This is a genomic window from Variovorax sp. FW301-JW7, from assembly GCF_058788795.1.
This window is the reverse complement of sequence record NZ_JBYTBC010000001.1, coordinates 817,583-841,109: the sequence shown is the minus strand read 5'-3', so window position 1 is coordinate 841,109 and position 23,527 is coordinate 817,583. Positions and strand designations below refer to the sequence as shown.

General features: G+C 68.7%; 21 protein-coding genes and 1 pseudogene. 9 read left to right on the top strand and 13 right to left on the bottom strand.

The genetic code is table 11. The annotated features are described in order from the left end of the window. Positions 1-11: 11 nt before the first annotated feature. The 8 genes and pseudogenes from hydA to AC3WQM_RS03705 all read right to left on the bottom strand — a co-directional run. On the bottom strand, positions 12-1,439 hold the full coding sequence (gene hydA, locus AC3WQM_RS03740) for a dihydropyrimidinase (protein ID WP_062482546.1): 1,428 nt from the start codon (positions 1,437-1,439) through the stop codon (positions 12-14). Between the two features lie 47 nt (positions 1,440-1,486). Then, positions 1,487-2,215, bottom strand: coding sequence for a maleate cis-trans isomerase family protein (locus AC3WQM_RS03735; protein WP_307588422.1), 729 nt, complete (start codon positions 2,213-2,215; stop codon positions 1,487-1,489). Between the two features lie 25 nt (positions 2,216-2,240). Beyond that, the gene (locus AC3WQM_RS03730) at positions 2,241-3,566 is read right to left on the bottom strand and encodes an MFS transporter (protein ID WP_492676984.1); all 1,326 of its coding nucleotides are present in this window, start codon (positions 3,564-3,566) and stop codon (positions 2,241-2,243) included. A 219-nt stretch (positions 3,567-3,785) separates the two neighbouring features. Further along, positions 3,786-5,012, bottom strand: coding sequence for a pyridoxal-phosphate-dependent aminotransferase family protein (locus AC3WQM_RS03725; RefSeq protein ID WP_492676983.1), 1,227 nt, complete (start codon positions 5,010-5,012; stop codon positions 3,786-3,788). A gap of 37 nt (positions 5,013-5,049) precedes the next feature. Continuing rightward, positions 5,050-5,820, bottom strand: coding sequence for a fumarylacetoacetate hydrolase family protein (locus AC3WQM_RS03720; protein WP_492676982.1), 771 nt, complete (start codon positions 5,818-5,820; stop codon positions 5,050-5,052). Between the two features lie 32 nt (positions 5,821-5,852). After that, complete coding sequence (locus AC3WQM_RS03715; RefSeq protein ID WP_492676981.1) at positions 5,853-6,647, bottom strand: 2-keto-4-pentenoate hydratase; 795 nt, start codon at positions 6,645-6,647, stop codon at positions 5,853-5,855. Further along, positions 6,623-7,462: an amidase family protein gene (locus tag AC3WQM_RS03710; protein ID WP_492677187.1), complete on the bottom strand. Its 840-nt coding sequence runs from the start codon at positions 7,460-7,462 to the stop codon at positions 6,623-6,625. Before AC3WQM_RS03710 ends, AC3WQM_RS03715 begins: the two co-directional genes overlap by 25 nt. Positions 7,463-7,511: 49 nt before the next feature. Further along, positions 7,512-8,651 (bottom strand): annotated as a pseudogene (locus AC3WQM_RS03705) (EAL domain-containing response regulator); the annotation flags it as partial. Positions 8,652-8,959: 308 nt separating this feature from the next. Here AC3WQM_RS03705 and AC3WQM_RS03700 point away from each other — a divergent pair. Continuing rightward, the gene (locus tag AC3WQM_RS03700) at positions 8,960-9,349 is read left to right on the top strand and encodes a response regulator (RefSeq protein ID WP_489056664.1); all 390 of its coding nucleotides are present in this window, start codon (positions 8,960-8,962) and stop codon (positions 9,347-9,349) included. Positions 9,350-9,464: 115 nt separating this feature from the next. On the opposite strand, the gene AC3WQM_RS03695 is transcribed toward AC3WQM_RS03700, so the two are convergent. The 4 genes from AC3WQM_RS03695 to AC3WQM_RS03680 all read right to left on the bottom strand — a co-directional run bounded on the left by AC3WQM_RS03695 (position 9,465) and on the right by AC3WQM_RS03680 (position 13,234). Continuing rightward, the gene (locus AC3WQM_RS03695; RefSeq protein ID WP_492676980.1) at positions 9,465-10,670 is read right to left on the bottom strand and encodes a branched-chain amino acid ABC transporter substrate-binding protein; all 1,206 of its coding nucleotides are present in this window, start codon (positions 10,668-10,670) and stop codon (positions 9,465-9,467) included. A 136-nt stretch (positions 10,671-10,806) separates the two neighbouring features. Further along, positions 10,807-11,235 (bottom strand): hypothetical protein, encoded by a 429-nt coding sequence (locus tag AC3WQM_RS03690; RefSeq protein WP_492676979.1) that lies wholly within the window; start codon positions 11,233-11,235, stop codon positions 10,807-10,809. After that, a complete protein-coding gene (locus AC3WQM_RS03685) occupies positions 11,235-11,678 on the bottom strand; it encodes a DNA polymerase III subunit chi (RefSeq protein ID WP_492676978.1) in 444 nt (147 codons plus the stop codon). Before AC3WQM_RS03685 ends, AC3WQM_RS03690 begins: the two co-directional genes overlap by 1 nt. Further along, positions 11,675-13,234, bottom strand: a complete 1,560-nt coding sequence (locus AC3WQM_RS03680; RefSeq protein ID WP_492676977.1) for a leucyl aminopeptidase — start codon at positions 13,232-13,234, stop codon at positions 11,675-11,677. The genes AC3WQM_RS03685 and AC3WQM_RS03680 overlap by 4 nt, the downstream gene beginning before the upstream one ends. Before the next feature lie 21 nt (positions 13,235-13,255). On the opposite strand from AC3WQM_RS03680, the gene lptF reads away from it, so the two are divergent. The 8 genes from lptF to AC3WQM_RS03640 all read left to right on the top strand — a co-directional run bounded on the left by lptF (position 13,256) and on the right by AC3WQM_RS03640 (position 19,216). Beyond that, positions 13,256-14,404: an LPS export ABC transporter permease LptF gene (lptF, locus tag AC3WQM_RS03675; protein ID WP_492676976.1), complete on the top strand. Its 1,149-nt coding sequence runs from the start codon at positions 13,256-13,258 to the stop codon at positions 14,402-14,404. Continuing rightward, positions 14,401-15,507 carry an LPS export ABC transporter permease LptG gene (lptG, locus tag AC3WQM_RS03670; protein WP_492676975.1) on the top strand — a complete coding sequence of 369 codons (1,107 nt, stop codon included), beginning with the start codon at positions 14,401-14,403 and terminating at the stop codon, positions 15,505-15,507. The genes lptF and lptG overlap by 4 nt, the downstream gene beginning before the upstream one ends. Beyond that, complete coding sequence (locus AC3WQM_RS03665; RefSeq protein ID WP_492676974.1) at positions 15,504-15,875, top strand: sirohydrochlorin chelatase; 372 nt, start codon at positions 15,504-15,506, stop codon at positions 15,873-15,875. Before lptG ends, AC3WQM_RS03665 begins: the two co-directional genes overlap by 4 nt. Before the next feature lie 63 nt (positions 15,876-15,938). Continuing rightward, a complete protein-coding gene (locus tag AC3WQM_RS03660) occupies positions 15,939-16,880 on the top strand; it encodes a CysB family HTH-type transcriptional regulator (protein WP_056580504.1) in 942 nt (313 codons plus the stop codon). 32 nt (positions 16,881-16,912) lie between these two features. Further along, positions 16,913-18,094: a pyridoxal phosphate-dependent aminotransferase gene (locus tag AC3WQM_RS03655; RefSeq protein ID WP_492676973.1), complete on the top strand. Its 1,182-nt coding sequence runs from the start codon at positions 16,913-16,915 to the stop codon at positions 18,092-18,094. A gap of 28 nt (positions 18,095-18,122) precedes the next feature. Beyond that, positions 18,123-18,497, top strand: a complete 375-nt coding sequence (locus AC3WQM_RS03650; protein ID WP_492676972.1) for a rard protein — start codon at positions 18,123-18,125, stop codon at positions 18,495-18,497. An 11-nt stretch (positions 18,498-18,508) separates the two neighbouring features. Next, a complete protein-coding gene (locus AC3WQM_RS03645) occupies positions 18,509-18,958 on the top strand; it encodes a DUF3592 domain-containing protein (RefSeq protein ID WP_492676971.1) in 450 nt (149 codons plus the stop codon). A 99-nt stretch (positions 18,959-19,057) separates the two neighbouring features. Next, positions 19,058-19,216, top strand: coding sequence for a DUF3309 family protein (locus AC3WQM_RS03640; protein WP_099789379.1), 159 nt, complete (start codon positions 19,058-19,060; stop codon positions 19,214-19,216). A gap of 44 nt (positions 19,217-19,260) precedes the next feature. Here the strand turns inward: AC3WQM_RS03640 and hrpA are convergent, their stop codons facing one another. Further along, the gene (gene hrpA, locus AC3WQM_RS03635) at positions 19,261-23,226 is read right to left on the bottom strand and encodes an ATP-dependent RNA helicase HrpA (protein WP_492677186.1); all 3,966 of its coding nucleotides are present in this window, start codon (positions 23,224-23,226) and stop codon (positions 19,261-19,263) included. Positions 23,227-23,527: the final 301 nt, after the last annotated feature.

Genomic DNA, 23,527 nt, shown 5'->3' with positions numbered 1-23,527 from the left:
TGGCTCCAGGTTCAGGCGGGTCGGCGGCTGGGCAGCAAGGTGGGCTCGCCCCGGCGCAGGAATTCTCCGCGTCCGGCGCGCGGATGGAAGCGTTCGCCGTCCCACACGACCTCGCCGCGCGCCAGCGTCAGCGCCGGCCAGGCCTTCACCTCGATGCCCTCGTAGGGCGTGTAGTCGACGTCGTGGTGCAGGTCGGCGTTGCGGATGGCGCGCGGCGTGGTGCCCCAGACCACGAGGTCGGCATCAGCACCGACGGCGATCGTGCCCTTGCGCGGGTGCAGCCCGTAGGCCTTGGCGGGGTTGGTCGACGTCAGCTCGACGAACTTGTTGATGGTGATGCGCCCGTCGAGCACGCCGTGCGAGAACAACAGCGGCAGCCGCGTCTCGATACCGGGAATGCCGTTCGGGATGTGGCGGAACGCCACCTCTTCGCCACCGGGCTTCTTGCCCTCGGGGGCGTCGTAGCGGAACGGCGCATGGTCCGACGAGAAGATCGTGAACAGCCCGTCGGACAGGCCGTTCCAGATCACCTGCTGGTTCTCGCGGTTGCGCGGCGGCGGGCTGCAGACGCAGCGCGCGCCCTGGTAGCTGTCGTCGATGCCCAGGTCTTCGGCGGTCAGGAACAGGTACTGCGGACAGGTTTCGGCGAACACGCTCAGGCCGTGCGCGCGCGCCCAGCGGATCTGCTCGACGGCTTCGCGCCCCGACACGTGCACGATCATGATCGGCACGTCGACCAGCTCCGACAGCGCGATGGCGCGGTGCGTCGCCTCGCGCTCGACCAGCATCGGCCGCGAATGGGCATGAAAGCGCGGCGCGGTGCGCCCGCTGGCTTCGAGCCGCTTGGTCAGCCACTCGATGCAGTCGGCGTTCTCGGCATGGATCATGGCCATCGCGCCCTGCTCTCTCGCCACCGACAGCACGTCGAGGATCTGGCCGTCGTCCAGCTTCAGATCGTCGTAGGTCATGTAGATCTTGAACGAGGTGTAGCCCTCGGCGATGAGCTGCGGCAGCTCGTGCTTGAGCACTTCCTCGGTCGGGTCGCTCACGATCAGGTGGAAGGCGTGATCGACGTGGGCGCGGCCCTCGGCGCGCTGGTGGTAGTCCTGCACGGCGGCGCGCAGCGACTGGCCCTTCTGCTGCGCGGCGAACGGGATCACGGTGGTGGTGCCGCCGCAGGCCGCGGCGCGGGTGCCGGAGCCGAAGTCGTCGGCCATGCGCACGGGCGGCTCCATCGGCTGGTCGAGGTGGCAGTGGGCGTCGACGCCGCCCGGCGTCACGTAGCGGCCAGCGGCGTCGATCTCCTGCCGGCCGGGCGGCAGGCCGAGGCCGAGCTGCACGATGCGGCCATCGCGGATGCCGATGTCCGAATCGAAGGTGTCGCTGGCGGTGGCAACGCGGGCGTTGCGCACCACGAGATCGAGGTCGCGGAAGGTCATGGTCTTTCTTTGCTTTTCTGTCTGAGTCGGGGGGTGGTTGCGAGCGCTCAGGCGTTCGCGTCGAACAGCCGGCCCCAGCCCTTCACGGCGCCCGGCGCGACGCCGACCGTCTTCAGCGCGCGCCAGACCACGGTGGCCACCGAGTCGTAGATCGGGATGCCGAGCTCGCGCTCCATCTCCTCGACCAGCTGCGCACCGCTCAGGTTCGTGCACATGATGGTGATGGCGTCGGGCCGCTGCTGCGCCACTTCGCGCAGCATGCGGCGCAGCGTGTCGGGCTCGACCTCGCTGAACGAGAAGTTCACCGTGAGGTCCAGGTGGCGCTCGGCCACGCAGTCGATGCCGATGCCCGCGTAGTTGGCGACGATGCGCCGCTGCACGTCTTCGACATACGGCGACACCAGCCCCAGCGTGCGGGCGCCCTGCGCGGCCAGCAGTTCGTTGAGCGCCAGCACCGAGGTGGTCGCCGGGATGCCGGTGGCCTCGGTGATGCGCGCGCACAGCGCCTGGTCTTTCTCGAAGCCGAGCCAGCTGGCCGAGGTGCCGCTCCAGCAGATGGTGTCGACGCGCGCGTCGGCCAGCAGCCGCGCGGCCTCGAGGATCTTGCTGTCGTCGAACTGGTTCAGCGACGCGTCGCGCATCGAGATCTCGGTGACGGTGAAGCGCGAGAAATGCGCCGAGACGCCGGGCACGGCCGCGACCATCGCGCTGGTCAGCGGTTCGAGCGCCGTGTTCGAGGACGGCGTGAGCACGCCGATGAGTTTGCGAGGGGTCATGGGATGAAAGTCGGGGTGGTTGGCCTCAGACCGGCAGCTTCTTGCTGTAGTCGATCAGCATCGTCGAGCAGACGAAGAGGCCCGCACCGGCTGCAGTGAACAGCATGAGCGCCATGAAGTACGAGCCCGTGGCCTGCACGATCAGGCCGACCACGATCGGCACGCCGATGCCCGCCACGTTGCCGCCCAGGTTCATCGTGCCGCCCAGGAAGCCGACCCGGGCACGCGTGCCGAGGATCGACGGCACGCACCAGAACAGACCGCACCAGCGCAGGAAGAACAGCGTGACCGACAGCAGCACGACCACCGCGACCGGGTCCGTGATCCGCGTCACCATGAAGATGGCGATGGTCGCGATGATCGACGAGATGCCGAACAGCGTGCGCAGCACCTTGCTCTGCGACGCGCCGGCCGCCATCCATTTGTCGGCCAGCCAGCCGCCGAACATTTCGCCGACGAAGCCCGAGAAGAACATGATGAACACCGCGCCGCCCATCTGCTTGATGTCGAAGCCGTGCACCTTCGACAGGTAGTTGGGCATCCAGGTGAGCAGGCCGTAGAACAGCGCGTTGAAGCACATCCAGCCGAAGAACATGCCCCACACCGAGCGGTAGCGGAAGAAGTCGAGCACGCGCCCGCTCGCATTGGCCGATTCCTTGGCGGCGTCGGCGGCATGGCTGGCCTCGATGTAGCGCGCCTCGGCCTCGTTCACGTCGGGATGCTGGCGCGGATGGTTGCGGATGTAGCGCCAGGCGAAGTAGCCGGCGATGACGGTGCCGACACCGGCGATCACGAAGGCCAGGCGCCACGAGCCGAGCACGGCGATCAGCGCCGAGATCAGGATCGCGCCCAGCGCCGCGCCCAGGGGCGCGCCGCCGTCGAGCAAGGTGGCGCCGCGCCCGCGTTCGGTCTGCGTCATCCAGATGCCGTTGAGCTTGCCGCCCGCGGGGTAGATCGGCGCTTCGGCCGCGCCCAGGCCCAGCCGCGTCAGCAGCAAGGGAACCCAGCCCGTGCACAAGGCGGCGATGGCCTGGAAGAAGCCCCAACCCACGGTGGCGCCGGCAATGACGACGCGCGGGCCGTAGCGGTCGGCCAGCATGCCGCCCGGGATCTGCATCAGCGCATAGGTCCAGAAGAACGAACTGAGCAGCAGGCCCTGCACGGCCGGGCCGATGTCGAATTCCTTGGCGATCAGCGGCATGGCCACCGAGAGCGAGGCCCGGTCGATGTAGTTGATCGAGATCAGGAACAACATCATCAGGAAGATCTTCCAGCGCACCTTGGTGGGCTGGAGGGCGGCGTCGGGCGCTGCGGCGGTCGCCTTGGCGCCGTCCGTCATGGTGTTTTGCATCGGTTTGTCTCCTTGCAGTGGCACGGATGCCAGCTTGCAAGGAAACGACCCTGCACGCTGGCGAACTTTGCAGTCGCGGGTCGGGCTGGTCCGGTCCAGTGCACCACCGAGGCTGTGGAGCGGAATTTAGGCTTTGTCGAAATCAACGTCAACATCAATGTTGACAATCTTGTTGACGATAATGGCAAACACCTAGATCGCCGCCCCTTCCCCGGGGGATCACGCGGCGTCGACGGCCGGTGTTTGCGCAAAGTACGCCATGGCCGCCAGCACCCCGCTGCCGGCCACCGGCACGCCCGCCAGCTTGAAACCCATCTCGATGCCCGTCAATGCGGCCATCAGCGTGAGGTCGTTGCAGTCGCCCAGGTGCCCGATGCGGAACATGCGGCCCCGCAGCTTGCCCAGCCCCGCACCCAGCGAGAGGTCGAAGCGCTGGTGGATGAGCCGGCGCAGCGCATCGGCATCGACGCCCTGCGGCGTGATGACGCCCGTCAGCACGGGCGAATGCACGCGCGCGTCGGCGCACTGCGTGGGCAGGCCCCAGGCCTGCACGGCGGCGCGCACGCCGCGGCCCCAGCGCTGGTGGCGCGCGAAGATCACGGGCAGGCCCTGCTCCAGCACCATGTCCAGCGCCTCGCTGAGGCCGTACAGCAGGTTCGTGCTCGGCGTGTAGGGCCAGTAGCCGCCCTGGTTCATCTCGATGATCTCGTCCCAGGCCCAGAAGGCCTTGGGCAGGCGCGCGGTCTTCGCCACCTCGAGTGCCTTGGGCGACACCGCGTTGAAGCTGATGCCCGGCGGCAGCATGAGGCCCTTCTGCGAGCCGCTGACGGTGACGTCCACGCCCCATTCGTCGTGCCGGTAGTCGGCACTCGCCAGGCCCGAGATGGTGTCGACCATCAGCAGCGCCGGATGGCCCGCCGCATCGATCGCGCGGCGCACCGCGGCGATGTCGGAGGTGACGCCGGTCGAGGTCTCGTTGTGCACCACGCACACGGCCTTGATGTGGTGCGTGGTGTCCTGGCGCAGGCGCTGCTCGATCAGGTCGGCCTGCACGCCGTGGCGCCAGCTGCGCGGCAGGCCGGTCTCGTCGGTGCCTTCGAGCGCGAGGAACTCGGGCTCCAGGCCGAGCCGACGCGCCATCTTCTGCCACAGCGTCGCGAAGTGGCCGGTCTCGAACATCAGCACGTGGTCGCCCGGGCTCATCACGTTGACCAGCGCCGCCTCCCACGCGCCGGTGCCCGACGCGGGATAGACGACGACCGGGTGTCGGGTCTGGAACACCTGCTGCAGCCCGCCGATGACCTTCTTGCCCAGCGTGGCGAACTCGGGCCCGCGGTGGTCGATGGTCGGCAGGCTGATGGCCCGCAGGATGCGGTCAGGCACGGGGCTGGGGCCCGGGATCTGCAGGAAGTGGCGGCCGCTGGGGTGGTTGTCGAGCGCGATCATGGGGGTTGTCTCCGTTCTGGATGGGTTGTGGAAAGGGCTAGAGCTGCACCGACGCGTGGCCGATGCCCGGGAATTCGGCGGTGACGAGGTCGCCCTCGCCCGCTTCGAGAATGCCGACCCAGGTGCCGGTCGTGACCACGGTGCCCGCGGCGACGGTCTGGCCGTGGCGCGTGGCATGGCGCAGCCACGCGGGCAGCAGCCAGGCGGGGTCGCCGAGCGAATGCGTGCCGCGGCGCACCACGCCCGCCCGCGTGCCGATGTGCACCTCGCAGGCCTGCGCGGCCCAGTCGCGGGCGACGAACGGCACCCACTCGCCCAGCACCAGCGCGCCGTGCGATTGCAGGTCGGCCAGCTTGCACAGCGCGGGCGCGTCGAGCGCCTCCTGCCAGCGGGAATCGACGATCTCGATGGAGACCGTCATGGCGCCGACCAGGGCGCGTGCGCTGTCGACGTCGAGCGTCGCCGCCGACGCCGGATCGACGTCGCGCCCGAGGCGCAGCGCGATCTCGGCCTCGATGCCCCGCAGATGAAACGACCAGTCGCCGGCCACGGCCGGGCTGGTCCACACGCCGCGCGGCGGCAGCGGCGCATGCGTCAGCACGGCATCGCGCGACGGACCGCCGGCCTTCCAGTACCGGGGCGGCGCAGTGCCGAACCAGCCGAGCGCCTGCGCCACCTGCTGCTGCACGGCGTAGGCCTCGTCGGCCTGCGCGAGCCCTCCGGCCACCTCTGCCGCCGGGCACGCGACGTGTGCGCTGCGCGCACGCACCAGCGCCTGCGCGACCGCGTCGATCGTTGAATGGGACATATCGGGTTCCTCCAGTGATCCCAGGAAAAAATTCAGAAGCGCGCGTGCAACGGCGCGAGCCCCTTCACTTCCGCCCGCACGGCCGTGCCCTGCGAGGCGAACAACATGCCGGTGCACGAACCGGTCGTCACGACCTGGCCGGCCCGCAGGCCCTGGCCCCGGGCTGCGCCTTCGTTTGCGAGCCACACGAGCAGCGCGCCGACGTCGGGGTGCGTGTGCTCCCCGACCGTGTGGGCGACGACCTGCGCGTCGAAATGCATCACGACTTCGGTGTGCGCGAGGTCGAGCCACGCACGCTCGAAAGGCGCAGGCTCGCCGAGCACGAGGCCGCCGTGGCACAGCAGGTCGGCCAGCAGCGCCGAGGGGCTGGCGTCGAGCCAGTCGATCAGGCGGGTTTCGGCCACCTCGATCACGGGCAGCACTTCCGCGATGGCATCGGCCACTTCGTCGCGCGTGTAGGGCAACGCGCGCGGCGGCAGGTCGGCGCCGAGGCGGAACGCGAGTTCGGCTTCGACGCCGCGCAGATGCCATGCACCGCCGACCAGCGACGCACCGCCGGGCAGCAGCCCCTCGGCCGGCAGCGGCGCGCACACGGGCTCGTGACCCGGCGCGCTCGCGCCGACCTTCCAGCCGCCGACCACGCCGAGCGCCGCCAGCGTCGCGTCCTGGATCGCATAGGCAGCGCGCCGGTCGTGCGACGGCAGCAGCGAGGACATCACGCGCCGCCCGTCGCGCCGCGCGCGGCACAGCGCCTGCGCGGCCTCGGCCGGCGCGAGCTGCGCCGCCACGGCCTCGGCCAGCGTCACAACGCGGGGAAGCGCCGCCACGGATGGGCCTGTTCGAACGAACTCGCGAGCGCGAGCAAGGCGTCGTCCGCGCCTTCGCGTGCCACGAGCTGCACGCCGACCGGCAGCGGCCCTGCAAAGCCGCACGGCAGCGCGATGGCGGGCAGGCCCACGGCATTCGCGAAGCCGGCGAACACCGCGTGGCCGCGCGGACCGACCTCGCGCCCGTCGATGCGCGTCGGATGGGTTTCGCCGGCAGGCCAGGGCAACGCAGCGGCGGCGGGCGTGAGCAGGAAGTCGTAGCGGTCGAACAACTGCGCCAGCGTGTTGCGCAGCCGCTCGGCCTCGTACAGCAGCTCGAACAGCTCGCTCGCGCTGGCCTTGCGGCCGTTCTCGGCGTTCGCTTGCATCGCGGGGCCGAACAGCGACGCGTCGAAAGGCCGGCTCGACAGCTCCTGCGGATGCGCCACCAGCCAGGCCAGCCCGACCTGCGCCAGCAGCGGCCAGCGCTGGTTGACCGCCTCGGCGATGCCGAAGTCCTGCGCCGTCGTCACCTCGTGGCCGAGCTCAGCCATGTGGCGCGCGGCGGCCTCGGTGAGCGCCGCGATCTGCGGATCGACCGGGTGATCGCCGAAGCGCGGAATGAAGAGAATGCGCGCGCGCTGCGGGCCCGCGCCCTCCTCCACCGGCCGGTCGCCGATCACCTGCATCACCGCCGCCACGTCGGCCACGCTGCGCGCGATCGGGCCCGCGACTTCGAAGCCCAGGAAGATCGGCGGCAGCCCGTCGCCGCGCGGGACGCGGGCGCGCGAGGGCTTGAAGCCGACCAGGTTGGTGTGCGAGGCCGGCCGACGGATGGAGCCGCCGCCGTCGGTGCCCAGCGCAATGGGGCATCGGTGCGGCGTGCTGGTCGCCCTGCGTGAAGTGGCACCCGAGGCTGCGGGCCAGCGCCAGGTCGCGCTCGCCGTCGACGCCCTTCACGAGCAGCGTCGCGTGTTGCTCGCGCGCCATGGCGATCACGCTCGCCAGGATGTGGCGGGCATGCGGGTTCTCGCGCGCCTGCACGAGCTGGCGCGCGTCGATCTGGAGCTCGCTGAACGGCACCTTGAACCAGCGGCTCAGTGTCGAGTCGCCCTGGCCGAAGCGGTCGATGGCGCAGTGGAACCCGCGCAGCCGCAGGTGCGCGACCGCGCCGGCCAGCACGTCGTTGCAGCGGGCGCCGCCGTCTTCGGCGATCTCCAGCACGAGCTGGTCGGCGGCGATACCGACGCGCTCGGCCTGTTCTGCCACGCCCTGCGCCCAGTGCACCGAAGCCGCGACCGACGCCGGCACGCGCACGCCCAGTCGCAGGCCGTGGTCCTTGTGCATGTAGCCGAGCAGTTCGAAGGCGCAGTCGAGCATGCGCTGCACCAGCGCGCCGTGCAGGCCGGCCTGCGCGATGGCGGGCAGGAAGTCGGCTGCGGGCAGCCACGTGTCGTCGGGCCGGTACCAGCCCGGCTGCAGTTCGGCGCCGCGCAGCACGCCGGTGCGCGCGCAGTGCCGGGGCTGGAAGTGGGCGGCGATCTGGCGCGTGGCCAATGCCTCGCGCAGGACCGCGGCGGTGAACGCCGGGGCGCCGCCGTTCGCGAGCGGTGCACTGCCGCGCCGCAGCCCGGCCCGGTGGCGCCGCCCGCGTGCCATGGCCTGCGCCGCCGACGCCATCGTGACCATGGTGCACGGCTTGGCGATGGCCGAGAGCACGCGCGCGCCGCGGGCCCGGGCGTAGTCCGCCGCGGCCTGCAGGATGCGCGGCGGCTGGGCGCTCATGAGCACCAGCGCCGCGGGGCTGCCGGCCTCGACCACCGCGTCGATCATCTGCAGGCCCGTGACTTCGGGCGTGTCGATGTCCACCACCAGCAGGTCGTGGCGGCGGCGCTGCACCGCTTCGACAAAGCCATGGCCGCTGCGCGTGACGTCCACGCGGGGAATGCCGGCGTGGCGCATGAAGGTGGCCAGCGCGAAGCCGGTGCGTTCGACCTGGTCGATCACGAGTGCGTGTCTGATCATGGCTGGCGGGTGGTCCGGTAGGAAGAGATGCCTTGCATCTTCCCGGGCACGGCCCCGTTCCCCCATCGGCCCTGTCCGAATCTCTTGGGCCTCGGGCTAGGACTGCGCGCCGATCTGCGTTGCGTCGCCACAACTGTGCCCGGGGACGCCCACGATCGATGCGCTCCGAGGAGGATGTGAAGAAAAAGGCCGGACGAGGACGAGGCGCCGTCCATTGCTGCACGGTTTGCGTGCGTCCATCTCCTTTCTCCTACGCGAAGCCGCCGCGCGCCACGCTACGCTATTGGTTCACACATCAAAACCGCGGCATGGCCCTCATCACGTTCCTCGTCGAGGACAACAAGACCATCAGGGACAACCTGGTCCCGGCCCTCGAGGACCTCGTCAACGGCCATGTCGTCGGTTTCGCCGAAACCGAGTCGGGCGCACTCGCCTGGCTGGCCGCCCACCCCGATGCCTGGCAGTTGCTCATCGTCGACCTGTTCCTCAAGGAAGGCTCCGGCCTGGGCGTGCTCTCGGGCTGCCGCGAGCGCGGCCCGCACCAGCGGGTCGTGGTGCTGAGCAACTACGTCACCTCGGACATCCGCACGCGCTGCCAGGCGCTGGGCGCCGACGCGGTGTTCGACAAGTCGCGCGACCTGGACGCCTTCATCGAGTACTGCAACACCGACCGCCCTTCGGGCCTGGCCGCGCTCTGAGCGCGTCCTTGGCGCGCGTTGCGGTTGCGCGCACCACCCCGGAATGAAAAAAGGGCCCGAAGGCCCTTTTTGATTGGCACGGCCCGGTGAGGGGCCGTTGGCAACAGCGATGCGCTCAGCGCACCACGGCGATCTGCGTGCGTGCGCCACCCTTGTAGGTGTACAGCGTCAGCGCGCCGTTCTTGATGTCGCCCTTTTCGTCGAAGGCGATCGGGCCGGTCACGCCCTTGTATTGCACCTTGCCGACTTCAGGCAGGTACTTTTCCGGCTCGGACGAACCGGCCTTGACCATGGCTTCGGCCAGCACGTTGACCGCGTCGTAGACGTACGGTGCATAGATCTGCACTTCGACGCCGTTCTTGGTCTTGAACTTGGCCTTGAAGTCTTCCAGCGGCTGCTTGAAGTCGCCGTCGACACCGCCGGCTTCGGCGCAGACCACCATGTCTTCACCGATGGCATCGCCCGCCAGCTTCGGCAGTTCGCCGGTGCACAGGCCGTCGCCGCCCATGAACTTGACGTTCAGGCCGAGCTGCTTGACCTGCTTGAGCATCGGGCCGCCCACGGCGTCCATGCCGCCGAAGAACAACACGTCGGGCTTGGAAGCCTTCAGCTTGGTCAGGATGGCGTTGAAGTCGGTCGACTTGTCGGTCGTGAACTCGTGGCCCACGATGGTCGCGCCTGCCGCCTTGGCGGCCTTCTCGAACTCTTCGGCAACGCCCTGGCCGTAGGCCGTGCGGTCGTCGATCACGGCGATGTTCTTGCCCTTGAGCGTTTCGACGGCGTACTTGCCGAGCGTGCCGCCCAGCTGCGTGTCGTCGGCCACCACGCGGAACGTGGTCTTGAAGCCCTGGCGGGTGTACTTGGGGTTGGTGGCCGACGGCGAGACCTGCGGAATGCCGGCGTCGCTGTACAGCTTGGAAGCGGGGATGGTGGTGCCCGAGTTCAGGTGACCGACCACGCCGTTGACCTTTTCATCGACCAGCTTCTGGGCGACGGCCGTGCCTTGCTTCGGATCGCCGGCGTCGTCTTCAGGCACCAGCACGAACTTGGCGACCTTGTCACCGATCTTGAGGCCCTTGGCATTCAGGTCTTCGATGGCCATCTTGGCACCCAGCTCGTTGTCCTTGCCGAGGTGGGCAATGGGACCGCTGGTCGGGCCGACGTGGCCGATCTTGACGACCAGGGCATCAGCCGGAGGCGCAGCAGGGGCCGGAGCCGCAGCCGTGGGTGCCGGTGCCGCCGGAGCAGCAGCTTCTTCCTTCTTGCCGCAAGCCACGAGCGTGAGTGCAGCCAGTGCGACCGCAGTCCATTTCAATTGCATGAGAACCTCCAGAACTTGGATGAAAAGATATAAAAACCGGTCGTTCGATCCGGGCGTTCAGACCTCGCAAGTTTCGCGCCGCAGACCAGCGGCACCCTCACGCCATTCCGACCTGCGGCGCAGTTTAGCCGAGGATTTATGCGCCGGAAGTTGGCGTAGACCCTGTGTTTTCCCCTGTGTTTTCACAGAGTTCAGCGGCCATGGATTCGATGACGAGCGCGCGCAGCACGGCCTCGATTTCGCCGCGCAGACGCGGCACCATTTCGTCGAGCTGATGCTGAACGGCAGCTGACACGGCGTCGCTCAATCGCTCCTCCAGCGACAGGTCGACGCGCTGCAGCACGCGGTGCAGCAATTGCTCTTCGAGGCTGACGATTTCAGCCGGCGTGAGCGACACCGACGGCGGCAAGGCCACGGCGCTCGCAGGGTCGGGCGGCGCAGGCTGCGACACCAGTGCCCCCGTGGGTCGCACCGTCTCGGCGACCGGCACGGGCTCGGCCGGGATTTCGAGCACGGTCGTCAGCGTCGGGACGAACCGGGGCGGCGTGCGCAGCGTGCTGGCCATCAGGAAGCGCTCCTTGCGAAATCGTGCGGCTGGATCGTGTAGCCCCGGTCGGCGTAGTGGCGCCAGCGCGTGCGGCCGATCTGCCGGTCGTTGGCCTCGTCGCTCACGATGTCGATCATGCGTTCGAAACGCTCGAAGCCGGCCGGCACTTCAAGGCCGAGGTTGACCAGCATCTCGCGGTGCGGCAGCGAAGCTGCGTCCGAACCTTCGGCGCACAGGATGACGGGCGAACGCGCGACCACATGGGCCGGCGCATCGGCGCGGCAGTGCGCGACGAAGTCGACCGGCGACAGCTGCCAGAGCGCGGCATCGACCGTGTCGAGCGCGCGCGCATCGCCCACCACCACCACGCGCAGGCCGCGTGTGTTCACGGCCTTGCGAACCAGCCGGCAAGCGTAGGTGAGCTTGTCGGGCGCGTTGTAGTGAAAGCCGATGTCGGTCACTGCGCGGACCGGGCCTTTCGGGCCGGCTTGGCCGGGGCCTTGGGCGACGCGGCCTTCTTCACAGGCTTGGCAGCCTTGCCGGCCTTCGGCGCGGCGGCCGTGGCGTTGCTGCTGCCCGCGCGGTTCGTCAGGTACGACACCAACAGGCCGACGGGCCGGCCGGTCGAGCCCTTGGCCGCCCCGCTCTTCCAGGCCGTGCCTGCGATGTCCAGGTGCGCCCAGGCGTAGTCGGCCGTGAAGCGCTGCAAAAACTTGGCCGCGGTGATCGCGCCGCCGGCACGCCCGGCAATGTTGGCCACGTCGGCGAAGTTGCTCTTGAGGCCTTCGGCGTAGTCGTCGTCCAGCGGCAGGCGCCAGCAGCGGTCCTGCGAAGCTTCGCCGGCCGATTCGAGCGCGGAGGCCAGCGACTCGTCGCTCGCGAACAGGCCGCTGCGCACGCCGCCCAGAGCCACCACGCAGGCGCCTGTGAGCGTCGCGATGTCGATGACGGCAGCCGGGTCGAAGCGCTTGGCGTACGTGAGCGCGTCGCACAGGATGAGACGGCCTTCGGCGTCGGTGTTCAGGATCTCGATGGTCTGCCCGCTCATGCTGGTGACCACGTCGCCGGGCTTGACGGCCTTGCCGTCGTTCATGTTCTCGCACGAGGGGATCAGGCCGACCACGTTGATCGCCGGCTGGATCGCGCCGAGCGCGCGGAAGGTGCCGAGCACGCTGGCGGCGCCGCACATGTCGAACTTCATCTCGTCCATCTCGGCCGCGGGCTTGAGCGAGACGCCGCCGGTGTCGAAGGTGATGCCCTTGCCCACGAGCACCACGGGGGCCTCGTCTTTCGCACCGCCCTGGTAGCGCAGCACGATGAAGCGCAACGGTTCGGCCGAGCCCTGGGCCACGGCGGCGAACGCGCCCATGCCGAGCTTGTCGACTTCCTTCGGGCCCAGCACTTCGCACTTGATGCGCGGCAGCTTCGCCAGCCCCTTGGCGGCGTCGGCCAGCAGCGAGGGCGTGGCGTGGTTGGCAGGACGGTTGCCCCACTCCTTGGCCAGCTCGATGCCGGCGACCGTGGCGCGGGCGTCGTCGAAGGCCTTGGCGACGGCGGGGCTGGCGGCCTCGGACACGCCCAGCGTCAGGTGGCGGATGCTGCGCGGCTCGGCCTTCGACTTGGTCGTGGTGTAGACATAGCTGGCATCGGCCGCAGCCGTGACGGCGGCGGCCACCGCGGCGGCGTCGGCCGGCTGCGCGAAGACGATCACGACGCGCTTGGGGCCATTGGCCTTGGCGGCGGCCACCGCCGCGCTCACGGCGCTGCGCACCGAAGCGGCCTTGCCGTCGCCGATGGCGGCGAGCAGCACGCGCGACGGCACCACGGCCTCGGGGCGGTACAGCGCGAGCAGCTTGCCGGCCTTGTCGGGCAGGTCGCCGGCCTTGCGGGCGCTGGCGGCGAGCACGGAAACGGGGTCTTTGGCGGTGGGGAGAGCGCTGCCGACGAGCACGATGAGGAGGTCGGATTTCTCGGCGGCGGCCTGGGCGACGGTGAGGGTCTTGAGTTGAAAGTCCATAATCCTTTTTTTCCTCGAACGATGTTATTCCATTCTTCCCTACGCAAGGAGCTGTCGCGCAGCTTCGGAGCGACCCTCGTCGTCCTGGTCACCATCGTGATGACCATGATGCTCATCCGTACGCTCGGGCTGGCGTCCAAGGGCAGCGTGAACCCTCAGGAGGTCTTCCTCGTGATGGCGTACACGGTGCTCGGCTACATGCCGACCATCCTGAGCCTGAGCCTGTTCATCGCCATCGTCGGCACGCTCTCGCGCATGTACCGCGACAGCGAAATGGTGATCTGGTTCTCCAGCGGGCGCGGCCTGGCCGATTTCGTCCAGCCGCTGTTCCGATTCGCCTGGCCGGTGCTGCTGCTCATCGCGGCCATGGCGCTGGTGGGCTGGCCCTGGGCCAACTCGCAGACCATCGGCATGCGCCAGCAGTACGAGCAGCGCAGCGACATCGAGCGCGTCACGCCCGGTGAGTTCCGCGAGTCCTCGGGCCGGCTGCGCGTGTTCTTCATCGACAAGGACACGCCCGACGGCGCCACCGCCACCAACGTGTTCATCTGGGCCGTCGAGCGCGGCCTGCAGATCACCACCTCGGCGCGCAGCGGGCGCATCGAGGACATCGACAACCACCGCTTCCTGCTGCTGAGCAACGGCCAGCGCCTGGAGCGCCCGCTGTTCGAAGCCACCGGCCTGAAGATCAGCGAGTTCAAGACCTACGGCACGCGCGCCGGCGGCAGCTCGAACGCCACCGACGACAGCACGCCCACGCGCGCGCGCTCCACGCTCTCGCTGCTGCGCGACCGCAGCGATGCCAGCCTGGGCGAGCTGGGCTGGCGCTTCGGCATGCTGCTGGCCGCCATCAACTTCGTGCTGCTGGCGCTGACGGTGTCCAGCGTCAACCCGCGCGTGGGACGCAGCGGCAACCTGGTGTTCGCGCTGTTCGCCTTCGTCGTCTACTACAACCTGCTGAACCTGGGCCAGAGCTGGATCAGCTCGGGCCGCTACGGCATGGGTTCGTTCATGCTCCTGCTGCACGGCGGCGTCTTCCTGTTCGCCACGGCCTGGCTCACGCTGCGCAACAACAACTGGTCGGCCCGCCGCCAGGCCCGCGCCAGCGCCGCTGCCACCGCCGGCGCCCCGCCGGCCGCACCGCCTTCCCGGATCGACCCGACCTCGTGAAAACCATCCGCCGACTGATCTATGTCGAGGCACTGAAGGCCGTGGCCTTCGTGACGCTCGGCTTCCTGAGCCTGTTCTTCTTCTTCGACTTCGTCGACGAGCTGCAGTCCGTGGGCAAACCCGAAAGCCTGGCCTACGGGCCGGTGCAGGCGCTGATCTACGTGCTGCTGTTGGTGCCCAGCCACCTGTACGAACTGCTGCCGATCACGGTGCTGATCGGCTGCATCTTCGTGATGGCGCGGCTGGCGCAAAGCTCCGAATACACCATCCTGCGCACCAGCGGCCTGGGCCCGTGGCGCGCGCTGCGCACGCTGCTGCTGCTGGGGCTGGGCTTCGTGATCCTCACCTTTGCCATCGGCGACTACATCGCGCCGCTGTCGGGGCGCACCGGCCAGCTGCTCAAGTCGCGCTACCAGGGCACCTACTCGCTGGTGGGCAACACCGGCGCCTGGCTGAAGGAAAAGCGCGGCGACACGTCGTATGCGGTCAACGTGCTGTCGATTTCGCGCGACGGCTCGCTGCAGAACACCCGCATCTTCGAGTTCGACGGCAACGGCTACGTGAGCAAGCAGCTCATGGCCAAGTCCGCGCGCATCCGCGACGACAAATGGGTGCTCTCCGAAGTCGAGCAGCAGGACTACGAAACCCGCAGCGCCGACAAGGCCCGCATCACGACCACCCAGGTCGACACGATGGACTGGCCGACCTCGCTCACCGCCGAAATGGTGTCGGTCGCGCTGCTGCGGCCCGACCGCATGAGCACCATCGACCTGTTCGACTACATCCGGCACCTGAACGCCAACGGCCAGACCGCGCAGCGCTACGAGATCGAGTTCTGGCGCAAGGTGTTCTATCCGCTGTCATGCCTGGTGATGGTGGTGCTCGCCCTGCCCTTCGCCTACCTGCACTTCCGCCAGGCCGGCATCACGACCTACGTGTTCGGCGGCGTGATGATCGGCATCAGCTTCTTCCTGCTGAACAACGTGTTCGGCTACCTGGGCAACCTGAGCAACTGGTCGCCCTGGCTCACCGCGGCGGCGCCGGGAATGATCTATTCGGTGCTGTCGCTGACCGCCTTCAGCTGGCTGGTCCTGAGGCGATGACCGCGCAGGTGCCGGGCACGGTGCTGCTCGCGCACGGCTCGCGCGACGCGCGCTGGCGCGAGCCCATCGAGGCCGTCGCCGCCCGCATGCGCGAAGACGACCCCGCCGTGCGCGTGCTGTGTGCCTACATGGAACTGGCCACGCCCGACCTGCCGACCGCCGCCGCCGCGCTGATTGCCGACGGCGCCACCGCGGTGCACGTGGTGCCGCTGTTCCTGGGCATGGGCAAGCACGCTCGCGAAGACCTGCCGCTGCAGCTGGACGCCCTGCGCCAGCGCTGGCCCGCCGTGGCGTTCTCGCTCGCCCCGATCGTCGGCGAATCGCCCGAACTGGTCGCTTTGCTGGCCCGGATTGCCATCAAATCCTGAAGTCCCGGTCATTTTTATAGACTTCAAAGGCATAATGAATTCCGCAATCAGACGGAATTTGATATGAATCTGCACCAGTTCAAGTTTGTTCAGGAAGCCGTGCGGCGCAACCTGAACCTCACCGAGGCGGCCAAGGCACTGCACACCTCGCAGCCCGGCGTCTCCAAGGCGATCATCGAACTCGAGGAAGAGCTCGGCGTCGAGATCTTCGCCCGCCACGGCAAGCGCCTGAAGCGCATCACCGAACCCGGCCAGCACGTCATCGCGAGCATCGAACTCATCATGCGCGAGGTCGGCAACTTGAAGCGCATCGGCGAACAGTTCAGCGCGCAGGACAGCGGCACCCTCTCCATCGCCACCACCCACACGCAGGCGCGCTACGTGCTGCCGGTGCCCGTGGCCAACCTGCGCGAGGCCTATCCGAAGGTCAACGTGAGCCTGCACCAGGGCTCGCCCGACCAGGTGGCTCGCATGGTGATCGACGAGATCGCCGAGATCGGCATCGCCACCGAATCGCTCGACGGCTATGCCGAGCTGGTCACGCTGCCCTGCTACGAGTGGCAGCACGTGCTGGTGCTGCCCAAGGACCATCCGCTGGCGGCCAAGGAGCGCGTGTCGCTCGAAGACCTGGCGCTCGAACCCATCATCACGTACCACCCGTCGTTCACCGGCCGCACGCGCATCGACCACGCCTTCGCGCAGAAGAAGCTCACGCCGCGCATCGCGCTCGAAGCCATCGATTCCGACGTGATCAAGACTTACGTGCGCCTGGGCCTGGGCGTCGGCATCGTGGCCGAGATGGCCGTGCGCGACGAGTCGAACGCCGACCTCGTGGTGCGTCCGATGGGCCACGTGTTCGGCCAGAACATCGCGCGCGTCGCCTTCAAGCGCAGCGCCTACCTGCGCAACTTCGTCTTCAAGTTCGCCGAGCTGCTGTCCGACCGCCTCGACCGCAACCTGATCGCGAAGGCCCTGAGCGGCCATCAACAAGACTACGAACTCTGATCCTCCAGCCTTTCTCCCCGCGACGACCGACCATGAGCACCGCCACCCCTTCGTCTTCTCCCCGCACGCCCGAGATCACCACCAAGCTGCCGGCTGTCGGCACCACCATCTTCACCGTGATGTCCACGCTCGCGGCCGAGAAGAATGCCGTGAACCTCGGCCAGGGCTTCCCCGATTTCCACTGCGATCCGAAGCTGCTCGAAGACGTGACCGCCGCCATGGCGGCCGGCCACAACCAGTACCCGCCGATGCCGGGCATTCCGTCGCTGCGCGATGCCATCGCCGCCAAGATCGAAGCGCTCTACGGCCGCAGCTACAGCGCCGCGACCGAGATCACGGTCACGGCCGGCGCCACGCAGGCCATCATCACGGCCATCCTGGCGATCGTGCTCCCCGGCGACGAAGTGATCGTGCTGGAGCCCTGCTACGACAGCTACGTGCCCAACATCGACCTGGCCGGCGGCAAGGTCGTGCGCGTGCCGCTCGTGCCGGGCACCTTCCGCCCCGACTTCGGCAAGATCGCCGCCGCGCTCACGCCGAAGACGCGCGCGATCATCATCAACACGCCGCACAACCCGAGCGCCACGGTCTGGACCGAGGCCGAGATGCGCCAACTCGAAGAGCTGCTCGCGCCTACCGACGTGTTCGTGATCAGCGACGAGGTCTACGAGCACATGGTGTTCGACGACGCACGCCATGAAAGCGTGGCCCGCTTCCCCGGCCTGGCGGCGCGCAGCTTCATCGTCAGCAGCTTCGGCAAGACCTACCACGTCACCGGCTGGAAGGTCGGCTTCGTGGCCGCGCCCGCGCCGCTGATGGCCGAGTTCCGCAAGGTGCACCAGTTCAACGTGTTCACCGTGAACACGCCGATGCAGCACGCGCTCGCGCAGTACATGGCGCGGCCCGAGCCCTACCTGGAGCTGCCGGCCTTCTACCAGCGCAAGCGCGACCTGTTCGCGGCCGGCCTGGCCGAGAAGACCCGCTTCAAGCTGCTGCGCAGCGAGGGCAGCTACTTCCAGTGCGTGGACATCTCGGCCGTGAGCGACCTGTCGGAGGCCGAGTTCTGCCTCTGGCTCACGCGCGAGATCGGCGTGGCGGCGATCCCGCTGTCGGCGTTCTACGGCGACGGCTTCGACCAGCGCGTGGTGCGCTTCTGCTTCGCCAAGAAGGACGAGACGCTGCTCGCCGCGCTCGACCGCCTCGCAAAGCTCTGACACCGGCCGCCGCGATCCGGGCACCGCGATGACGATGAACCGGCCGCGCTGGATCCTGCTGGCCCTGGGCCTGTCGTTCCTCGTGGTCGGCATCGCCGACGCCTTCGTGCCGCCGCTGCGTGGCAAGGACTACACCGCGTTCGACGTGGTGCATGTGTTTCTCATCTCGGCCCTGTGCTACACGTGGTGCCGGGCCGACGGCCTCGTGCGCGGCGTGCCCGCGCCCGGTCGCTCGGCGCTGCTCGCAGGCATCTTTCCGTTGCTGGGCATTCCGGTCTACTTCTTCCGCACGCGGCCCTGGCGACGGGCGCTGCTGGCCACGTTGGGGGCCGCAGCCTTCCTCGTGATCGGCCTGGTGCTCGCCGCTGTCGGCACCTTGTCGATCGAGTGGATGCGCAGCTGACAGCCAGCCGAATGAAATCCACCCGCATCATCACGCGCATCTTCGCGCTCGTAGGCGCGCTCATGCTCGTCGGCGCCTGGCTGCTCTACCAGAACACCGCGAAGTTCATCGCATCGGCCGGCAAGGCACAGGGCGAGGTGATCGCGCTGCAGTCCGCGGGAAGTTCGAGCCGCAGCAATGCGCCGACGTGGCGCCCGCTGGTGCGCTTCACGTTGCCCTCGGGCGCGATCGTCGAGTTCTCGCCGTCGAGCAGCAGCAACCCGCCGGCCTACGACAAGGGCGAAGTCGTGGGCGTGTTCTTCAACCCCGCGAACCCGCAGGACGCCCGTCTCGACGGCTTCTTCGACCTGTGGGGCGGTGCCGCCATCGTCGGCGGTCTGGGCGCCCTCTTCCTGGCCGTGGGCGCGGCCATGCACTTCCTGCTGGCAGGCGCACCGGTAAAGCGCCGACGCCCACGGTAGGACAGACCTGACCGCCTCAGGGGCGGCTCTCCGGCGCTTGCGGCGCCCCGGGGCGATGAGCATGGAGGCTCGTCACAACAAACGCCCCAGGAGAAAACCATGTCCCTCTCGCTCATTCTGCTGATCGTCCTGATCCTGATGCTGATCGGCGCGCTGCCCAGTTGGGGACACAGCCGGAACTGGGGCTACGGACCCAGCGGCGGCCTCGGCCTCGTGGTGCTGATCGTGGTGATCCTCGTGCTCATGGGCCGCATATAGCGCCCGGCCCGCAATGAAAAAAGCCCGCGTCGCCGCGGGCTTTTTTACGCCTGCAGCTGCGCCCAGGCCTTGTCGAGCCGCTTCACGCTCACCGGCTGCGGCGTGCGCAGCTCCTGCGCGAAGAAGCTCACGCGCAGCTCTTCGAGCAGCCAGCGGAATTCGAGCATGCGGTCGTCCACCACGCCCTTGCGCTCGGCCACGAGGCGCCAGTAGCGCTGCTCCTGCGGCTTCAACTCGGCCAGCTTGGCCGTGTCGCGCGCGGGGTCGGCGCGCAGCTTGTCCAGGCGCAGCACGATGGCCTTGAGGTAGCGCGCGAAGTGCTGCAGCTGCGTCCACGGCGCATCGGCGATGAAACGCTTGCCGACGAGCTTCTGCAGCTGCTGCGCCGCGTCCTGCACCGCCTCGGGCTGGATCTTCGTGTCCTTGATCTTGCGCGCCGCCGCCGCGTACTCCACGAGGATGACGCCCGCGAGTCGCGCCACCTCGTTGGCGATCAGCGTGAGCCGCCCGCGCCCTTCTTCGAGCCGCTTCTTGAAGGCGAACTCGTCGGTCGGCAGCGGCTCCTGCAGGAAGGCGCGGTCGATCGCCACGTCGATGATCTGCGTGCGCAGCTCTTCCGACGTGCCCAGCGGCATGTAGGCGACCGACATCTTCTGCAGGTCGGGGATGTTCTTCTCGAGGTACTTCAGCGCGTCCTTCAGCTGCAACGCGAACAGGCGGCGCAGGCCGGCGCGGTGCTTGGCGGCGGCCACGGCGGGCTCGTCGAACACCTCGATGGTCACGGCATCGCCTTCGTCGCGCAGCGCCGGGAAGCCGATGAGCGACTGCGAACCGCGCCGCACTTCCATCAGTTCGGGCAACTCGCCGAAGGTCCAGGTCGTGTAGCGCTGGCCGGCGGGCAGCGTGGGTGCTGCCTTCTCGGGCGCGGCGCTCTTCGCCGGGGCCTGCCCCCCGTTCGCGGGCGCGGCCTTGGGCGCCGGCGACGCCTTCACGTTGAGCCCCGCCAGCGCCTGGAACGCGCCCCGCGCCTGCGCGCCCAGTTCGGCTTTCAGCGCGCCGAGGTTGCGGCCCATGCCCAGCTGGCGACCGTGCTCGTCGACGATGCGCAGGTTCATGAACAGGTGCGGCGGCAGCATGTCGAGCTTGAAGTCGGCGCGCTTCACGTCGATGCTCGTGAGGTCGCGCACACGCTTGAGCAGCACGTCGGTGAGCGAGCCGGTGCCGAAGAGTTCGGGCGCCGACAGCTCCTCCGCCAGCTTGGTGGCCGACTCGGGCAGCGGCACCAGCCGCGAGCGCGGGCGCTGCGGCAGGCTCTTGAGCAGCGCCTGGATCTTGTCCTTGAGCATGCCGGTCACCAGCCACTCGCAGCGCTCTTCGTTCACCTGATTGAGCACGAACAGCGGCACGCTGACCGTGAGGCCGTCTTTCGCGTCGCCCGGTTCGTGCAGGTAGCTCGCGGCGCAATCGACACCGCCCAGGCGCAGCGTGGGCGGGAACGACTGCGTCGTGATGCCGGCCGCCTGGTGGCGCATGAGCTCGTCGCGCGTGAGGTACAGCAGGCGCGGCTGGTCCTTCGAGGCATGGCGGTACCAGTTCTCGAAGGTGATGCCGCTGGCCACGTCGGGCGGCAGCTGCGCGTCGTAGAAGGCGAAGATCAGTTCGTCGTCGACCAGCACGTCCTGCCGGCGCGCCTTGTGCTCCAGACCTTCGACCTCGCGCACCAGCTTGCGGTTGGCCGTGAGGAACGGGAACTTGCTTTCCCATTGCCCTCCGACCAGCGCTTCGCGGATGAAGATCTCGCGCGCCGACACCGGATCGACCTTGGTGAAATCGACGCGCCGCCCGCTGTAGACCACAAGGCCGTACAGCGTCGCGCGCTCCAGCGCCGAGACCTGCGCGCCCTTCTTTTCCCAGTGCGGATCGAGCAGCTGCTTCTTCAGCAGATGCCCCGCCACCTGCTCGAGCCACTGCGGCTCGATGTTGGCGATGCCGCGCCCGAACAGGCGCGTGGTCTCGACCAGTTCGGCCGCGACGATCCAGCGGCCGGGCTTCTTCTTCAGGTGCGCGCCGGGGTGCTTGTAGAACTTGATGCCGCGCGCGCCCAGGTAGGCCTCGTCGTCCTCGAGCTTCCAGCCCACGTTGCCCAGCAGGCCCGCGAGCATCGACAGGTGCAGCGGCTCGTAGCCGGCCGGCGTGGCGTTGATGCGCCACTTGTGCTCGGTGACCACCGTGAGCAGCTGCGAATGGATGTCGCGCCACTCGCGCACGCGGCGGATGTTGATGAAGTTCTGGCGCAGCAGCTGCTCGTACTGGCGGTTGCTCAGCTTGTGCGTGTCGCCGTGGCCGCCGCGCGCGTCGGCGATCCATTTCCACAGGCGCAGGTAGCCGCTGAACTCGCTCTTCTCGTCGTCGAACTTCGAGTGCGCCTGGTCGGCCTGCTGCTGCGCGTCCATCGGGCGGTCGCGCACGTCCTGCACGCTGAGCGCCGAGGCGATGACGAGCACCTCTTCGAGCGCACCGCGCGTGCGGGCTTCCAGAATCATGCGGCCCACGCGCGGATCGAGCGGCAGCTTGGCCAGCTCGGCGCCGGTGGCCGTGAGCTCGTTGGCGTCGTCGACTGCGCCGAGTTCATTCAGCAGCTGGTAGCCGTCGGCAATCGCGCGGGGCGATGGCGCTTCGAGGAACGGAAAGCGCGCCACGTCGCCCAGCCGCAGCGACTTCATGCGCAGGATCACGCCTGCGAGCGACGAGCGCAGGATTTCCGGATCGGTGAAGCGCGGGCGGCCCGCAAAGTCCTTCTCGTCGTACAGGCGGATGCAGATGCCGTTCGCCACGCGCCCGCATCGGCCCGCGCGCTGGTTGGCCGCGGCCTGGCTGATCGGCTCGACCAGCAGCTGCTCGACCTTGCTGCGGAAGCTGTAGCGCTTGACGCGCGCCGTGCCGGTGTCGATCACGTAGCGGATTCCCGGTACGGTAAGCGAGGTCTCGGCCACGTTGGTGGCCAGCACGATGCGTCGGCCGTGGTGGCTTTCGAAGATGCGGTCCTGCTCGGGGCCCGAGAGCCGTGCGAACAGTGGCAGCACCTCGGCATTGCGGAACAGCGGCTGGTGGCTGACGTGGCGGCGCAGGTGGTCGGCCGCCTCGCGGATTTCGCGTTCGCCGGGCAGGAAGATCAGGATGTCGCCCGCGTTGTGCGGGTCGCGCCAGAGTTCGTCCACCGCGTCGGCAATGGCGTCGTTCAGGTCGTGCTCGCGCGACTCCTCGAACGGCCTGTAGCGCTGCTCGACGGGGAAGGTTCGGCCCGACACCATGATCGTTGGTGCCGGCCCTTTGGCCGAAGCGAAGTGCTGCGCGAAGCGGTCGGCATCGATGGTGGCCGAAGTGACGATCACCTTCAGGTCGGGCCGGCGCGGAAGAATCTCGCGCAGGTAGCCCAGCAGGAAGTCGATGTTCAGCGAGCGCTCGTGGGCCTCGTCGATGATGAGCGTGTCGTAGGCCTTGAGCAGCGGGTCGGTCTGCGTCTCGGCCAGCAGGATGCCGTCGGTCATCAGCTTGACCGAGGCGTCGCGGCTCAGGCGGTCCTGAAAGCGCACCTTGAAGCCGACCACGTCGCCCAGCGGCGTCTTCAGCTCTTCGGCGATGCGCTTGGCGACCGAGCTGGCGGCAATGCGTCGCGGCTGCGTGTGGCCGATGAGGCGGCCCTTGCCGGGCTCCGCATTGAGCTTGCCGCGCCCGAGCGCCAGCGCGATCTTCGGCAGCTGCGTGGTCTTGCCCGAGCCCGTTTCGCCGCAGACGATCACGACCTGGTGCGCCGCAATGGCGGCCATGATCTCCTCGCGCCGGCCGGAGACCGGGAGCGATTCGGGAAACTCGATGCGCAGGGGGGCGGGAGGTGTGAGGGTCGTCAAGGCAAGGCAGTCGTCGGTCGTTGCGCGCGGCGGCAGGCGGGCAAACCGCCAATTATCGCGGGGCCCCGGCGCTGTTGCATGGCATCCACAGCGAGGCCGCATGCGGCAGGTGGCGCAGAAAATTTCGTAAAGACTCTTTACTCCACCGCATGCCGCCGCTACGATCGCGGCCATGACCTCCTTCCTTGCCCCCCTTTCGATGCGCATCCGCTGCGCAAGCCGCGTCCTTGCACGCGGCGGGGTCAAGGCGACCCGCCCGGCCTGACGAAGCCCGCGCGCCGGCTTCAGCTTCCTTCGCGGAACTGAACGCCCACCGCTCGCGCTTCACTTCGGTCGAAGCGCGCCAGCCTGACCCGCACAGCGCCTGCACCACCGCCCTCCCCGCATCTCGCGTGGAGCAGCG

Coding starts and splice junctions, on each gene's coding strand:
- AC3WQM_RS03645 (WP_492676971.1), top strand. CDS start 18,509: ATGAAATCCACCCGCATCATCACGCGCATCTTCGCGCTCGTAGGCGCG.
- AC3WQM_RS03720 (WP_492676982.1), bottom strand. CDS start 5,820: ATGTCCCATTCAACGATCGACGCGGTCGCGCAGGCGCTGGTGCGTGCG.
- AC3WQM_RS03655 (WP_492676973.1), top strand. CDS start 16,913: ATGAGCACCGCCACCCCTTCGTCTTCTCCCCGCACGCCCGAGATCACC.
- AC3WQM_RS03700 (WP_489056664.1), top strand. CDS start 8,960: ATGGCCCTCATCACGTTCCTCGTCGAGGACAACAAGACCATCAGGGAC.
- AC3WQM_RS03650 (WP_492676972.1), top strand. CDS start 18,123: ATGACGATGAACCGGCCGCGCTGGATCCTGCTGGCCCTGGGCCTGTCG.
- hrpA (WP_492677186.1), bottom strand. CDS start 23,226: ATGCGGCCTCGCTGTGGATGCCATGCAACAGCGCCGGGGCCCCGCGAT.
- lptF (WP_492676976.1), top strand. CDS start 13,256: ATGTTATTCCATTCTTCCCTACGCAAGGAGCTGTCGCGCAGCTTCGGA.
- AC3WQM_RS03690 (WP_492676979.1), bottom strand. CDS start 11,235: ATGGCCAGCACGCTGCGCACGCCGCCCCGGTTCGTCCCGACGCTGACG.
- AC3WQM_RS03735 (WP_307588422.1), bottom strand. CDS start 2,215: ATGACCCCTCGCAAACTCATCGGCGTGCTCACGCCGTCCTCGAACACG.
- AC3WQM_RS03695 (WP_492676980.1), bottom strand. CDS start 10,670: ATGCAATTGAAATGGACTGCGGTCGCACTGGCTGCACTCACGCTCGTG.
- AC3WQM_RS03665 (WP_492676974.1), top strand. CDS start 15,504: ATGACCGCGCAGGTGCCGGGCACGGTGCTGCTCGCGCACGGCTCGCGC.
- AC3WQM_RS03680 (WP_492676977.1), bottom strand. CDS start 13,234: ATGGACTTTCAACTCAAGACCCTCACCGTCGCCCAGGCCGCCGCCGAG.
- AC3WQM_RS03730 (WP_492676984.1), bottom strand. CDS start 3,566: ATGCAAAACACCATGACGGACGGCGCCAAGGCGACCGCCGCAGCGCCC.
- AC3WQM_RS03725 (WP_492676983.1), bottom strand. CDS start 5,012: ATGATCGCGCTCGACAACCACCCCAGCGGCCGCCACTTCCTGCAGATC.
- AC3WQM_RS03640 (WP_099789379.1), top strand. CDS start 19,058: ATGTCCCTCTCGCTCATTCTGCTGATCGTCCTGATCCTGATGCTGATC.
- hydA (WP_062482546.1), bottom strand. CDS start 1,439: ATGACCTTCCGCGACCTCGATCTCGTGGTGCGCAACGCCCGCGTTGCC.
- AC3WQM_RS03660 (WP_056580504.1), top strand. CDS start 15,939: ATGAATCTGCACCAGTTCAAGTTTGTTCAGGAAGCCGTGCGGCGCAAC.